General features: G+C 63.1%; 7 protein-coding genes, 2 tRNA genes and 1 pseudogene. 4 read left to right on the top strand and 6 right to left on the bottom strand.

Annotated elements, in window-relative coordinates; all coding sequences use genetic code 11:
- Window positions 1–139 precede the first annotated feature (139 nt).
- The 3 genes from Q0Z94_RS08805 to Q0Z94_RS08795 all read left to right on the top strand — a co-directional run bounded on the left by Q0Z94_RS08805 (window position 140) and on the right by Q0Z94_RS08795 (window position 2,104).
- Entirely contained in the window at window positions 140–955 is an 816-nt protein-coding gene (locus Q0Z94_RS08805; RefSeq protein ID WP_298068858.1) for a thioredoxin domain-containing protein, read from the top strand.
- Between the two features lie 4 nt (window positions 956–959).
- Window positions 960–1,898 carry a riboflavin biosynthesis protein RibF gene (gene ribF, locus Q0Z94_RS08800; protein ID WP_298068856.1) on the top strand — a complete coding sequence of 313 codons (939 nt, stop codon included), beginning with the start codon at window positions 960–962 and terminating at the stop codon, window positions 1,896–1,898.
- 112 nt (window positions 1,899–2,010) lie between these two features.
- Window positions 2,011–2,104: transfer RNA gene (locus Q0Z94_RS08795), tRNA-Ser, on the top strand.
- Window positions 2,105–2,514: 410 nt separating this feature from the next.
- On the opposite strand, the pseudogene Q0Z94_RS11865 reads toward Q0Z94_RS08795, so the two are convergent.
- The 6 genes and pseudogenes from Q0Z94_RS11865 to Q0Z94_RS08770 form a co-directional block, all read right to left on the bottom strand.
- Window positions 2,515–2,694 (bottom strand): annotated as a pseudogene (locus Q0Z94_RS11865) (nucleotidyl transferase AbiEii/AbiGii toxin family protein); the annotation flags it as partial.
- A 429-nt stretch (window positions 2,695–3,123) separates the two neighbouring features.
- Window positions 3,124–3,199 (bottom strand) — tRNA-Ala (locus Q0Z94_RS08790).
- A gap of 177 nt (window positions 3,200–3,376) precedes the next feature.
- The gene (gene glgP, locus Q0Z94_RS08785) at window positions 3,377–7,636 is read right to left on the bottom strand and encodes an alpha-glucan family phosphorylase (RefSeq protein WP_298068854.1); all 4,260 of its coding nucleotides are present in this window, start codon (window positions 7,634–7,636) and stop codon (window positions 3,377–3,379) included.
- Window positions 7,633–8,883 carry a glycoside hydrolase family 57 protein gene (locus Q0Z94_RS08780; protein ID WP_298068852.1) on the bottom strand — a complete coding sequence of 417 codons (1,251 nt, stop codon included), beginning with the start codon at window positions 8,881–8,883 and terminating at the stop codon, window positions 7,633–7,635. The genes glgP and Q0Z94_RS08780 overlap by 4 nt, the downstream gene beginning before the upstream one ends.
- Window positions 8,884–8,900: 17 nt before the next feature.
- Entirely contained in the window at window positions 8,901–10,184 is a 1,284-nt protein-coding gene (locus tag Q0Z94_RS08775; RefSeq protein WP_298068850.1) for a glycosyltransferase family 4 protein, read from the bottom strand.
- Window positions 10,172–12,268, bottom strand: coding sequence for an amylo-alpha-1,6-glucosidase (locus tag Q0Z94_RS08770; protein WP_298068847.1), 2,097 nt, complete (start codon window positions 12,266–12,268; stop codon window positions 10,172–10,174). Before Q0Z94_RS08770 ends, Q0Z94_RS08775 begins: the two co-directional genes overlap by 13 nt.
- Before the next feature lie 336 nt (window positions 12,269–12,604).
- Here Q0Z94_RS08770 and Q0Z94_RS08765 point away from each other — a divergent pair, with 336 nt between their 5' ends.
- Complete coding sequence (locus Q0Z94_RS08765) at window positions 12,605–13,093, top strand: CinA family protein (RefSeq protein WP_298068845.1); 489 nt, start codon at window positions 12,605–12,607, stop codon at window positions 13,091–13,093.
- The last annotated feature ends 1,521 nt before the right edge of the window (window positions 13,094–14,614 follow it).

Genomic DNA, 14,614 nt, shown 5'->3' with positions numbered 1-14,614 from the left:
GCATCTCGGTACCCTCCGTTTTTTTTTGAAGGATAGCATAATCTCAAACATTTGTCATTATAAAAGTCAGTGTCTCCGGAATTTGCCCAGCTTGTCAGTGTGGAGCGAAAACGGTATACTGCCCTCACAGGAGCTTGCCATGTCCCGTTTTCATAACATAGGCATCTATGCGGCCGCGTTCGCCGCTGTTCTTCTTTTTTGCCATGCGTCACAGGCCGCACCGTCTCAAAGCCAGTCTCAAAGTCAGCCGGACGTGCGGGCACAGGTGGAATCCCTGCTCCGCGAGCATCCCGAAATCGTTCTCGACGTTCTGCGCGGGCACAGCGAGGAAGTGCTGGACATTGCCCAGCAGGGAGCTGAGAAGCGCCGCCGTCAGACGCTGCTCTCCCAGTGGGAGAACGACAGGAAGAACCCCAAGAGCGTTGCGCTGGAGGGGCGTCCCGTGGGCGGGCCTGCGGACGCGCCGGTGACGGTGATCGCCTTTTCGGACTTTCTGTGCACCTACTGCCATCAGGCCGCCTTCACCCTGGGTACACTCATGAAGCGTTATCAGGGCAAAATCCGCCTCATCTTCAAACAGGTTCCCAAGGACGAGCCCGGCCGCGTTGCCGGGTGCTGGTTCCTGGCCGCCTACGAACAGGACAAGGTCAAGGCGTGGAAGATGTACGCCTTGCTTTTTGACCGTCAGCACGACCTGGAAACCGACCTTGAAGGCACGCTGAAGGCCGTGGCCGCGGAAGTGGGGCTGGACGCGGCCCGCATCGCGTCCGATCTCAAGGCTCATGCCAGGGAACATGCGGCCATCATGGACGGAGACGCCGCCGACGCCAAATCTCTGGGCTTTGTGGGCACACCCTATTTCCTCGTGAACGACAGAATCATCCGCGGCGCGCTGCCGCTGGAGAATTTCATCGACGCCGTGGAACTGGCCCTCAAGGACGCTCCAGCTAAATAGTGCCATGATCACGGCTTACGCTCCCGAAGCGCTTCGGACTTCTCTCGGATTTTTGTCCTGCGCGGCCACCATCGGCAATTTTGACGGCGTGCACCTCGGCCATCAGGCGCTTCTGCGCCGCACCGTGGAAGCGGCACGAAAACGCGGCCTGCCCGCGGTGGCCGTCACCTTCGATCCCCATCCCTCGGCTGTGCTTTCATCCCGTCCTTCCAAGGGACTCTGCACTACGGCGCAGCGGCTGGAGTACCTGGAAGAACTGGGGCTGGACGCCGCCCTTGTCCTGCCCTTTGACCGCGCCCTGGCCGCGGAACCGGCCGCCGGCTTCTGCCGCCGCGTCCTTGCGGAGGCGCTCCGTGTGCGCGAGCTTTTCATCGGCTACGATTTCCGCATGGGCTGTGATCAGGCCGGGGCGGAGGCTATCCGCATCGGCAGCGGAGGGCAGTTTTCCGTGACGCAGGTGGAGGCCGTACACCAGGACGGCGGGCCTGTAAGTTCCACCCGCATCCGCGAGGCTCTGGAGCAGGATGACCTGGCGCTGGCCAACCGGCTTCTGGGGCGTCCCTTTGCCGTGCGCGGTATCGTAGTGCACGGGCAGGGACGGGGCGGGCCGCTTCTCGGCATACCGACCGCAAACCTCGATGTGCCCGTGTCCATGGCCATGCCCGTGCCCGCCGTGTACGCGACTTCGGCGCGGCTGTGGACGGAGAGCGGGGCAGAGCCGTGGCGCATGTCCGTGACGAGCTTTGGCAGCAATCCCACGTTCGGCGGCGCCTTCCTCACGCTGGAGACGCATATCATGGATTGTTCCGCCGATCTTTACGGCCGGGAACTGGAAGTGCGCTTCCTGGCGGAACAGCGCCGCGAACGCCGCTTTGACGGCCTTGAGGCGCTCATTGCCCAGCTGCGGGCGGACATGGAACAGCGCCGCACCCTGCCGGTCTGACGGGCGCTTTGCCCTCTTCCCATTGGAAGGCGGCGGACGAAACCCGGCGGACTTTGCCACGGGAAAACCCTTGCCCGCGGCAGGGACTTCGGATATAAGCAAGAAGTCCTGCGGAAAGGTAGCGAAGAGGCCGTAACGCGCTCGACTCGAAATCGAGTTATCGGTGATGAGCCGGTACGTGGGTTCGAATCCCACCCTTTCCGCCATTTAGCTTGAAGAAAAGGGGGAACCACGGCTATGCCGGTGGTTCCCCCTATGCGCCTGTAAGGCTTTCTTACCAGCCGCGCCCTGACAGGTGCATGTGCGATCTGACATCTGCATCTTTGTTACTTGCGGCCCGTAAACGGGCTTCCGGGGTACGGGATATTCAACAGCTCTCCCAACGTATCCGCTGCACAGTTTCAACCAATTTTCTTGAAAAAGTCCTTCCCGCACAAAAACTGTATAGCTGTCTTCAGTGGAGTAAAAAGTATGGATTGGATATGCGTTCAAGAACAAGCTAAGTAAAAAGCTATCACTCCAGCCGAACTCGACTTTCAGGTTATCTCTCATGCCAGCCGCGTTCTGATACTCAAACACGAAAGAATCAAGCGCGTGATAGCTTTTTGACCGGCTGCTAAGCGTATGCCGCCGTCATATATTTTTTGATGTGTGACGTGATTTCTTCACGTTCAGCGAGCATTTCATCCCGCGAAACTTCTTTCGAATAATCCAGATCAATATCGACAGACAGGCGAGGAAGATCAAAGATCGTCAGATTAATTGCCGTACCGCCCCTCAGAGCAAGACAGGAGAAAGCACGGAATCGGCTTCCATAAAAGACAGGACTTCAGCAAGTCTGCAGACTTTCTCAAAAGTATCACGCACAAAACCAAACTCTTTTGCCTTTCGCCCCATTTCCGGCAGGAAAAAACAAGATGCCTTTTCTGCCTTTCTTACCCCGCTTCAGCGCCCTGCGCTCTTCCCGTGTCATGGTGACGGTCAGACTGACCATAGTTCGTTCAGCCATCATGCGGTCTTTTATCGTTCAATGGGTGCAGCCGTGTTTCCGGGTCAGGGTGTACCCTGGAAAACACGAAAAATCAACCGCATGGCGAAAAAGCCCCCCGAAGCTGCGGCGCCGTCTTAAGTTAAAAGAGAGAAGGGATAGCCGTGCGGCTATCCCCTCTCTCTATCACAAGCGCGGACAGGCTTTTTACAAAGTCACGCCCAGCGCATCGTGTTCTGGTGGAGATGAAGAGAATTGAACTCTTGGCCTCTTGAATGCCATTCAAGCGCTCTCCCAACTGAGCTACACCCCCGGTGCAGGAATCTGTGTGCCAGAATCACGGCGCATAGTCAAGCAAAAAAGCGGGGTCAGGCCCGGAAATCCCCGCCGTGCCGGCTGAAGCCCTGAGCGCAGGCTCACAGGACAAGGCAAAGGCCCCGGCGCATACCGGGGCCTTCGTCGTTTAACCAGTGTTTTCAGTCCGCGGATCTCAGACCCAGAGCACGAAGCCCGGGCAGAGCGGGGTATCCACGTCCGCACTCTTCGGCACCACGCGCAGCCCGTAGGCCAGGACGCCGCTTTCCTGCGTTTCGTAGGAGGCGGCGTAGATGAGCTGCCCGTCCTGCTCGCCCTTGCATTCCAGTTCCACCACGTCCGGGCGGCCCAGGAAGCGCATGCCGTCGCTGCGTCCGATGAGGAGCTGTACGGAGAGTTCCCCGCGATCCATGTCGCCCGGCAGGAGGCGCAGTTCCACGGTGAAGGGACGGCCGCGCACCAGGGTTTCCTCGTGCAGGCCCTGCATGTCGATGGACTGGATGGAGACGGTGTTGAAGCGGCCGGGCAGGGTATGCAGCCAGGCGCGGAGGCGGCGCGCCCCGGCCTGCTTTTCGGCGTCCATGGCCGCCCTGCGCACGGCCGTGGGCGCGTAGATCTGCTCCATGTAGTCGCGCACCATGCGGCGGCAGCTGTAAGTGGCGGTGAGCGTCTTCAGGGAGCGCCGGGCCATGTTCAGCCAGGCGTGCGGCATACCGTTCGCTTCGTGCTGGAAGTAGAGCGGGATCACCTTTTCTTCGAGAAGCGTGTAGAGGGATTCGGCGTCGGCGTAGTCGTTCTGATCCATGGAGAGCAGATTCAGATCCGCCTTCGGGCCGATGGTCCAGCCGTTGGCGCCGTCATCGCCTTCCACCCACCAGCCGTCCGAGATGCTGAGGTTGATGCCGCCGTTCACCGGAACTTTCTCGCCGCTGGTGCCGCTGGCCTCGTAGGGACGGCGCGGGGTGTTCAGCCACACGTCGCAGCCGCGGGAGAGCAGGTGGGAGAGTTCGAGGTTGTAGTCTTCCACAAAGAAGATCCTGCCGAAGAAGCGGGGATCGAGACTCCAGCGCACGACTTCCTCAATGAGTTCTATGCCCTTGCCGTCGGCGGGGTGGGCCTTGCCGGCCATGACGAGAACCACGGGGCGCTTTTCTCCGGAGAGAATGCGGGCCAGGCGGTCGGGGTCGCCAAAGAGCATGGTGGCCCGCTTGTACGGAGCAAAACGCCGCGCGAAGCCGATAATCAGGGTGTCCGTGCCGAGGCGCGAGAGCCAGCGTTCACGCTCCTGCTCCGAGAGTTTGGCGTAGGCGGAACACTGGGGCAGGCGGGCGCGCAGGGCATCGATGAGGGTCTGCTTCTGGATGCGGCGCGCTTCCAGAAATTCCGCGTCGGGAATGGTGTCCACTCTGTCCCAGGCCGGATCGCCGGGGTGCAGGTCGTCCCAGTCGGGCGCGATGTGGCGTTCCAGCAGGGAGCGGAAGGCGCCGCCCACATAGGAGGCGGCGTGGACGCCGTTGGTCACATGTCCGATGGGAATTTCCGTCTCGTCCAGCCCCTTCCAGAGGTTGCGCCACATGCGCCGCGAAACGACGCCGTGCATGGCGCTCACGCCGTTGGCCTGAGAGGACAGGCGCAGGGCCAGGACGGTCATGTCGAAGTTGTTGGGGTCGCCGCCCTCCTGCCGGCCCAGGCGCAGGAAGTCCTGCCAGTCCAGCCCCACGCTTTCCGTGTAGGTGTGGAAGTAGCGGTTGATGAGGTCCACGCTGAAGCGCTCGTTGCCGGCGTCCACAGGGGTATGGGTGGTGAACACGCAGGAACTGCGCACGAGTATCATGGCTTCCGCCAGAGAGAGGTCGTCGCCCTTCATGCGCTGCTGTATGCGTTCCAGCGTGAGGAAGGCCGAATGCCCCTCGTTCATGTGCCAGACCGCAGGCGTGATGCCGAGAGCCGCCAGCAGGCGGACGCCGCCCATGCCCAGCAGGATTTCCTGACGCAGGCGCACGTCGCGGTCGGCCTCGTAGAGGCGCGCCGTGATGCCGCGGTCTTCATCGCTGTTCTGGGGCACGTTGGAATCCATGAGGTAGAGCGGGATGCGGCCCACCTGAAGTTTCCAGATGCGCGCATGGAGGGTGCGGCCGTCGAGGGGCAGGCTGATGAGCAGGGGGTCGCCCTTTTCGTCGCGGATGGCCGTGAGCGGCAGGGCGGAGGTGGAGTTTTCGGGGTAGAGGGGGATCTGGTGCCCGTTGGCGTCCAGCTGCTGCCGGAAGTAGCCGTTGAGGTAGAACAGTCCCACGCCCACCAGGGGCAGGCGTTCGTCACTCGCGGACTTGAGGTGATCGCCGGACAGGACGCCCAGGCCGCCGGAGTACAGCGGCAGGCTTTCGTGGATGCCGTATTCCGTGGAGAAATAGGCGATGGGGCGCTCCTCGCACAGAGCATCGCCGCGGGTCACGCAGGGCCTGGCCAGGTAGCTGTCCAGGCTTTCCATGACCTCGCGCAGTCTGCTCTTGTAGGCTTCATCCGCAGCGAGTTCCTTAAGTCTTGCGGGGGAGGCCTTTTCCAGCAGGGGCACGGGGTTGTGGCCGCAGCTTTCCCACAGTTCGGGGTCGATGCAGCGGAACAGCTCTTCGGCCTGGGGATGCCAGCACCACCAGAGGTTGCGCGAAAGTTCGTGCAGCCGGGACAATTCCTGCGGCAGCTCGGAAACGGTGTTCAGTCGGCGCAGGAAGGGGATGGTCGAAGGCCGCAGGGCCAGCGTGCGGGTGAGCAGCTTCTGCCCGTCGTTCGTGGCGTGGCGGCGCTGATGGGCCTTTTCGTCGGCTTTCCCGTACGCCTGCTCGTAGAGGGGGAAGAACTCGTTCCAGGAGGCGTGGGCGGCCGCCTTGCGGACGGTGACGCGGCGGCGGTCCAGCTCTTCGGCGGGGCAGGTGGCGTATTCCATGATGGCCTGGCTCAGAGCCTCCACCGTGCCGTCATAGTCCTTGCGGTTGCGCAGGATGACGCCGATGCCCGCCTGGACGCCGCGCTTTTCTTCCAGCTCGCGGATCCACAGGCCGAAGCCGGAAAGATCCGTGGTGAGCGTGGGCACGCTGTAGGCAGCGCTTTCGTGGGGCGTGTAGCCCCAGGGTTCGTACCACGAGGGGAAGACGCCGAGGTCGCAGCCCGCGAGGATGTCGAAGTAGGGGATGTTGAAGAAGCCGTCATGCCCGTCGAGCAGCGCGGGCACAAAGACTACCTGCACGTTGTCGCCGTCGCGGTTTTCCAGTCCGAGGCGGCGGCAGGCGCTGAGGATGGGATCGTTGGCCACGTCGTAGACATGATGGCTGGTGATGAAGCCGGCCCCCGGGCGCTCCGGGTCGGCCACGGCCGAGGGATCACCGCTCACGGCGGCTTCGTTCGGCCCGGTGTGCCCGCCCATCATGAGCATGAGGGCCAGGACGTGGGTCTGGGAATGGCGCAGTTCCTGCTGTACGCGGGCCAGCGCATCGAGGAAGAGATCCACGCCCTTGTTGTGGTATTCGTAGCGGCCGGAAATGACGATAATGCGCGTGTTTTCCGGCACATCCCGGCGCAGCAGGCGCGAGACCGGCAGGAGCAGATCCCGGCGGAGTTTCAGGGCCGATTTCCGGTCGAGGCTGTAGTCGGGGATGGCGTCGAGGTCAAGCCCGTTGTCCGTGACGATGTCCGGGGAGCGGCCGAGGAAGAGGCGCGCTTCTTCTGCGGTGATGTTGCTGACCGTCGTGAAGATGTCGGCCTCTCTGGCGCTCACGGATTCCATGGAACACTTGGCGGTGACGTTGTAGCGGTCGGCTTCCTGCGAGGGCGAGATCTCCTGCATACGGGCGTAGATGTCCACGCCGGAACCGGCCATAGCCCGCCCGAGCACCGTGGCGTGGGTGGTGAACACCGTGCCGATGGAGGGCGCGAGCTTCTTCAGCGCCAGTATGCCCGCGCCGCACATCCATTCGTGGAACTGGGCCACGCCGTGGCTGTGGTCGCGGGTGGAAAGCACCTGATGGATGACGGCGATGACTTCGCCGCAGGTGTAGCTGAACAGAACGGGTTCAATGTAGTCCCAACCTCCCGAAAGCGAATCCACGCCGAAGCGTTCCCAGAGCTGGTGCAGAAGCTGGTTGGAATCGTGGCGTCCCCGGAAGTCCACAAGGACAACGCGCGGGCGTCCGGGGATCTCCCAGCGCCCGAAGCGGCAGCGCAGGCCTTTTTCCTTGAGCGGATAGCGGATGGCGTCCCAGAAGGGTTCGTCCGTTTCGGTGAATTCGGCGTTGTGCCGCGTGTCAGGGCCGAGGAGGATGCAGCCCCCCTTGAAAGCCTGATCCGCCAGGCGCGCCTTGCTGGCGACAACTTCGTAGATGCCGCCCACCTTGTTGCAGACTTCCCAGCTGACTTCGAAGAGGTGGAGATTTTTTTGCGTCATAATGGCTCCGTGAGAGAAACGTGAGGCAGGGCGTCATTCCGCGCACTGCCCGCACGCTGCCGCAGGGTGTACTGCAGGCGGAGGCGGAAGTCCGCGATGACGTTCATGAAGTTGGTGTACGCGTCGTAAGGCGTGCCGTAGGGCGTGAAGTACTGGTGTACGTCGCCGTCCGAAGCGCATTTGGTGCTCATGTAGTAGAAGTGATCCGAGGTCTGGAGGCGGCGCCAGGTGCGCGAGGTATCGGGGTCGTCAAGTTCCTGTACCAGGGGGCGGCAGGCATAGAGGGCTTCCAGGGCGTCCTTCTGCATGTCGTTGCCCATCCAGGCGGAGAGGTCGCGTTCGGCGTCGGCCCAGGAAATGGGCGCGGGCACGTTGATGACCTCGCGCACGGGGTAGCGCGCCGCCGCTTCCGAAACGGTGAGGAAGTCGAAGTCCGGCAGGGCCAGAACCTTGCCCGGCAGGGCGCGCATGAATTCGAAGATACCGGTGTCGGCCCACTGGTGTTCGCCAAAGGTCTCGTAGTCCATGAACAGGCCGATGACATCGCCGTTCCCCTGAAGGCGGCTCAGCCATCCGGCGTAGGTGTCGGCGTTCAGGGGCCAGGCCGGCCAGCTCCGGTTGGAGAAGCGGAAGGCAATGTCGTCCGAGAGCGAGTAGCTCTTCAGAAGCAGCTTGAGCTTCTGGCAGTCCGCGGGCGCGTAGACGTGCCGGGGGCTGCGGCCGCGCAGGATATGGTCGGCGCCTTCGGTGAGCATGGTTTCGTAGCCCAGGTTTTCCACCATGCGGGCAACGGCGTCGCTGTAGATCAGCTCCGTGTTGCGGAAGGCTTTGGGCGACTGGCCGAAAAGCTCCTCCATGCGGCGGCGGTGGCGGGAAACCTGGTCGCGGAATTCCTCTTCCGAGAACAGGGCGGAGATACTGTGCGAGTCGGTCTCGTCCAGAAATTCCACACATCCCGTGCGGGCGAGGGCCTGAAAGCTCTCCAGCACGTCCGGGGCGTACATGCTGAACTGGTCGATGACCGTGCCCGTGAGGGAGAAGGTGAACTTGAACTTCCCGCCGTGGGCCTGGATAAGTTCCAGGAGCAGGGCGTTCATGGGGCGGTAGCACTTTTCGGCCACCTTTTCCATGACCGCGCGGTCCTGCGGGACGTCGCTGTAACTGCGCCCGGAACCGATGTCGAGGAAGTTGAAACGATGCAGACGGAAGGGCTGATGGACTTCAAAGTAGAAACAGATGGAAGGCATGTTCAGCTCCGAAGGTGTCAGACATGTTCATAGGCGTTCAGGATACCGTCAACCGCCCGTTCCCAGGTGAGGGCCTTGAGTTCCTCCTGGCAGAGTGCCAGGCTGCGGGCTGCCTCGCCGGGGTTGCCGAGAAGTTCCAGAATGTGGCCGGCCATGCCGCGCACGTCCCAGTAGTCCATGGAACGCGCACCGGGGAGCACTTCCGCGCAGCCGCACTGGCGGGAGAGCAGGATGGGAATGCCGCACTGCAGGGCCTCCAGCGGCGTGATGCCGAAGGGTTCGGACACGCTGGGCATGACGTACAGCGAGCTGATGGCGTACATGTGCTGGATTTCCTCGCCGCGCAGGAAGCCCGTGAAGTGGAAGCGGGAGCCGATGCGCAGGGCGGCGGCGCGTTCGATCATGGCCTTGAGCAGGTCGCCGCTGCCCGCCATGATGAAGCGCACATCCGGCATCTGGTCAAGGACGAGGCGGGCGGCGTCCACAAAGAAGCCCGGACCCTTCTGCCAGGTAATGCGGCCCATGAAGAGCACGCGCTTTTCCTCCTGCATGAGGGGCGGCACGCTGGAAATGGGCTTGTGCGCCAGCGGAGAAACACCGTTGTAGACGACGGAGATCTTGTCGGGGTTGACTCCGTAGCGCGTGATGGCCATCTGCCGTGTGCGTTCGCTCACGGCAATGACGTGGTCGGCGGCCTGCAGACCGTTTTTCTCAATGGCGTAAATCTTGTCGTAGCCGTGTTCGCCGCAGCGGTCGAACTCCGTGGCGTGCAGGTGCGCCACAAAGGGCAGTCCGGTGACTTCACTGGCGGCTATGGCGGCGGGGAAGGTCATCCAGTCGTGGGCGTGGATGAGGTCGGCGGGCCGGCGGCGGTGTTCTTCCACGGCGATGGCCGAGGCCGCGTCCGCGTAGCGGTAGATTTCTTCCATGAGGTCGTCGTGGTAGCCCCCGTGCAGGTGGCTGATTTCCCCGGAAGTTCCCGCGGCGGGTAGCTTGAGCGGGTTGGTGAAGCCCTGGCTCCCGTAGGGGGTGAGGCGTGAGGGCACGGGGCGCAGGTTCAGCCTGTCTCCGACATGGCTGTGGGCGGCGGCGACGGCCTTTTTCAGTTCCTGCGATACGGGCGTACCTGAAGCCGAACGCAGATAGACGCCTTCGTCAGGTTCCCTGCCGTCCAGGCGGGGCAGAATGAAGACCAGATCCGTGCCTCTGGCAACGAGGCCGGTACTTATACCGTGGCAGGCTGTTCCCAGTCCGCCGCTGATGGCGGGAGGATACTCCCAGCCGAACATCAGGACTCGCATATCCACTCCTTGCTGCCCCGGTCATCGAACCCTTCATCCGTGTGTGACAGCGTCCCGCGCCATGCAGACCACGCCCGCGGACGGCGTTCCTTCACCGTCAGCAGGAGGCGCAGGCATTCGGCAGCGCTCCAGGCCTGGGCGATGCAGCCTCCGGGGGCATACGGCGGCTCGGCATCGAAAATTTCGGAAAGGCTCCCCAGCCCGGCCTCGTTCAGGTGCCGGGTGAAGAGCGGCGTCAATGTGTTCAGAAAGTCCAGAACAGCGCTGTCGGAAGCGCCGGTCCTGAGCAGGGCGTCAGTATAGGCGCCCAGGGGCCACGGCCACACCGTGCCCTGGTGATAGGCCAGGTCGCGTTCCCGCTGCGTCCCCTGGCAGCGTGGCCGGTAGGCCGGATCGGAAGCGGCGAGGGTGCGCAGGCCGAAGGGCGTGAGCAGACACTCGCGCACACAGCGCACCACGGCGGCCTGTTCCTCTGGTTCCAGAGGCGAACAGGGGACAGCCGCGGCGAAGATCTGGTTCGGGCGGATGCTCAGGTCGCGGGGGGCGCCGGGTCTCCAGGTGTCGAAAAGCCCGCCGTGCATGCGCGGGGCGAGTTCCGGGCCGGGGACAAAGGCGCGGCGGAAAGCCTGCCGCAGCGAGGGCAGCAGGTGCACGGCCGGGGGCGTGACGCCCGTTCTTTCGCCCAATTCCCGCGCAAAGGCAAGCCCGTCGAACCACAGGGCGTTCAGCTCCACCGCGCAGCCGTGGCGGGGCGTGACGGGCCTGCCGTCCACGCTGGCGTCCATCCAGGTGAGCTGGGTGCGTTCGCTGCCCGTTGCGAGCAGTCCGTCATCGCCTGCCTGCACGAGCATGTTCCCATCCGCATCGGGCACGGTTCCTTCCTGAAAGGCGCGCAGCACATCCTTGATCACGGGCCAGCAGCGGGAGAGGATAAAGCCGCGTTCCTGCGGGCAGTCCAGATACAGGCGGTGCACGGCGAGCAGGAACCACAGCGAGGCGTCCGCGGCATTGAAGGATTCTCCGGCGTTGCCGGGACCGAGGAGGTTGGGGATCAGCCCGTCCCGCGCTGAGGCGCAGAGCTGTTCAAGTATGGCTTCTGCCTCCTGGAGCCGGCCTGGGACAAAGGTCAGACCGGGCAGGGAAATGAGCGTGTCGCGTCCCCAGGGGCCGAACCAGTGGTAGCCCGCCGGAACTACGGGCGCGCCGTCCACCCGCATGAGGAAACGATCGGCCTCGCGGCGCAGGCCGTTCAGCAGGGGGTCGGCGTAGTCGATGGGCGGAAGGGGCGCGGGACAGGCTTCGCAGACAGGCTCCGCCCAGGCTTCCAGCACGGCGGGGCGTCCGGGCACGAGCCGGGCCTGAAAGACGCCGGGCATGAGCAGATCTTCGCTCCAGTCGTAGCCGCGGGCCTGTTCTACGGGGTAGAGGATGCGGTAATACCAGTCCGGAGCCAGGCGGAAGGATGCGTCTTCGCCCTGGCAGAGGCGCATGAGCAGGCCGGGGATGGCCGGATCGGGGCGGTAGGCAAAGCCGGGTGCAAGGGGGGCTTCCAGGGCCTGGACGCAGGCGGCGCGGCCCGGATCGGCGGGGTGCAGGTAATCGACGTTGCGGACGCTGGCCAGAGGCCGCAGGTCGAGCAGGGCTTCAGTGTCCTTTGACGAGCTGCCTGGTGAGCCTTTCAGCGCGCCGTCCAGTTCGTAGGTGATGCGGATGCGGCGGCCGGCAAAGGAGAGGCGCTTTTTCAGGCGGACGCCCGTGCCGGGAAAGCGGTAGAAGAAGGTCACGGAGCCGTGGTCGCACACGGTGCGCTCCAGAGCTTTCCAGCCCTCGGGCCAGAGCCGCCCGGGGTGGACGCGCACGGAAAGCGGGAAGATAAGGCCGTTCAGATGCAGGGAATCTTCAAGGGCGGAGAGCAGCATACGGCGTCCGGCCGCGGTCTGTACGGCCAGAAGTCCGTGGTAGCGGCGCGTGCTGCAGGAGAGGACGGTTCCTGAAGCGTAATCACCGCAGCGGTTCGTGAGGAGCCATTCCTTTTCCAGGCCCTCCCGCTGCCGCGGGGTGAGGGAAGAGACATCGTATTCCATGCCGCGCCTTGAGTCCGGTTTCGTCGTTTTTGCAAAGCCCTCCGCAAAGGTGCACCGTGACATCGCAGAGGCGGAGACGCCCACGCGGGAACGCCTTTCAATTTTCCCAGTATACCGCGAATGTGCCGTTTATGCAACAGCCTTGCCGCCGGGGAAATCCGCAGGATGTTTACTTTTGCGGGGGAACGGGTACTGTTTTTGCGCGGCCGTGTTCCGCATCCTGTAGCTCGTCCAGCGGGAGCGCCCGCCGCCCGGCCCGGCAGGGGGAGAGAGAGGGAGAGAGGGGCGGAGAGAGAGGGACGGCGAGAGGGCTGAGGAGAGGGAGGGGAAAAGACCATGTTTGAGGAAAATGACGCTTTAACGGCGGCTCTGGCCGAGGCTCTCGGCGCCGCAAAACTCACCTGCGCCACGGCGGAATCCTGCACGGGCGGACTCATCGGCGCACTGCTCACGGCAAGACCCGGTTCTTCCGACTGGTATCTCGGCGGGGTGATCTCCTACGCCAACAGCGTGAAGGAACGCGTCCTCGGCGTGTCTGCCGGGGATCTGGCTGCCTGGGGTGCGGTGAGCGAGCCGGTGGTTCGCGCTATGGCCGCCGGAGCCTGCCGCGTGACCGGAGCGGATGCGGCCGTGGCTACAAGCGGCGTGGCCGGGCCGGGCGGAGGCAGCCCGGACAAGCCCGTGGGCACGGTGTGGATCGCCGTGGCGCTTCGGGGGCGTACCTGGGCGGAATGCCTGCATTTTTCCGGGGACCGTGACGCCGTGCGCGTACAGGCGGCACGGCAGGCCCTGCGTATGCTGCTGGAGTGCCTGCAAGAGCCGTAACCTTAAACCGCCGGAGGCAGAACAGCACTCCCCACCCCTTGACATAGGTGAGGGAAATGCTAATAAACAGGGGCAGAGAGTGCTGGACACACCCTCTGCCCCCTGGGGCAAGTCCTCCGGGTTCTCAGCTTCCGCTAAGAAGCTCAAAGTAGCTGCCCCGATGAGAGCTGCGTTCTCTCACCGGGGCGAACTTATTTAATCAAACAGACGCTTGATCAAATCAGCCAGCAGCCGGCCAATGGTGTTGGTCACGACTGCCCTACGATTGTGCAGCATAGGCATCACCTCCTTTCGGAGGACATGTCCACGTTCGGCAGGTTATACCGCGGCAGACAGAAAGGCAAGCTCAGACTTGCCCCGACGCCCCGCCCCTGCATCCCCTCAGGCGTTTGCTTACTTGCCTTTCCCTTCCTTAGACCGCGAAAAAAAGGCCGCTCTGCTGCGGCCTTAAAAGAGACGGTGTCACATACAACGGAAAATTCAGTTATGCGTAGTAGTGCGGTTTCTGTTCCTGCCGGCATACCAGAGGGCATAGATACTTGCGCCGCCAAGAACTACAGAGGTTACAATAAGAAAGAGCGGGCTATACATTATATTTGTTCCTCCAGAGCTTGTATCCAACACAGGAAAGAACGACTCCCCAGAACAGGGGGAGCAGATTGCCATCAATGAACGTGATGGCAATGCAGGCGGCGCCTGCCATGCCAAAAATTCCTGACCAGTACTCCATTCGGCAACCTCACCCTCAGCATAGCCGCTGCCTGGCATTAAGGCAAGGTTTAAGATGCCTGTCTGCTCCGCTTCGGCGGTGTAACCATGTTTGCAGGCAGAGCCTGACGAACACGCCGCCTCCGCTATCAGCTCGCTGACGCTCGCGCGACTACCCCGCTCCGGCGGATAAGGAGTTTGTTAACTTGCCTTTCCCTTCCTTAGACCGCCAGCAGGTGCCTTTCGCTGAACTGGAAGTTCGGCTGCCTTTCGCTTTTCCGGCAGGAAATGCAAGATGCCTTTTCTGTCTTCCCCACTTCGGCGGTCTAAGGCAGAACAGCACTCCCCACCCCTTGACATAGGTGAGGGAAATGCACATAACAGGGGCAGAGAGTGCTGGACACACCCTCTGCCCCCTGGGGCACGTCCCCCGCGAATGAAGAGGTTCGCAAGTTTCACGCCCCGGTAGGAACACACTCCTACCGGGGCAACCTGCGTTTTAGAGGTTCATAAAACGAACCACCAAAGCCGCAACGACGGCAGCCACGAACGCGGCCAGCACATCCCGCCAGCACATCCTGGAGGAAGTGTTTCATGGGAGTACCCTCCTTTCGGAGGACATGCCCACGTTCGGCAGGTTACACCGCGGCAGACAGAACAGCAAGCTCAGACTTGCCCCCGGCGCCCCGCCCCTGCCTCCCCTCAGGCGTTTGCTTACTTGCCTTTCCCTTCCTTAGACCGCCGGAGGCACGCGCGGTAGCGCGTTTGGAGCGACGACCCCGCGCCGGCTGGAAAGCCGGCATGGAGGCGGGC

The organism is uncultured Mailhella sp. (assembly GCF_947631555.1).
GTDB lineage: Bacteria > Desulfobacterota > Desulfovibrionia > Desulfovibrionales > Desulfovibrionaceae > Mailhella.
Note: the sequence above shows the minus strand (reverse complement) of the source record. Positions and strands in the feature narration are given on the sequence as shown.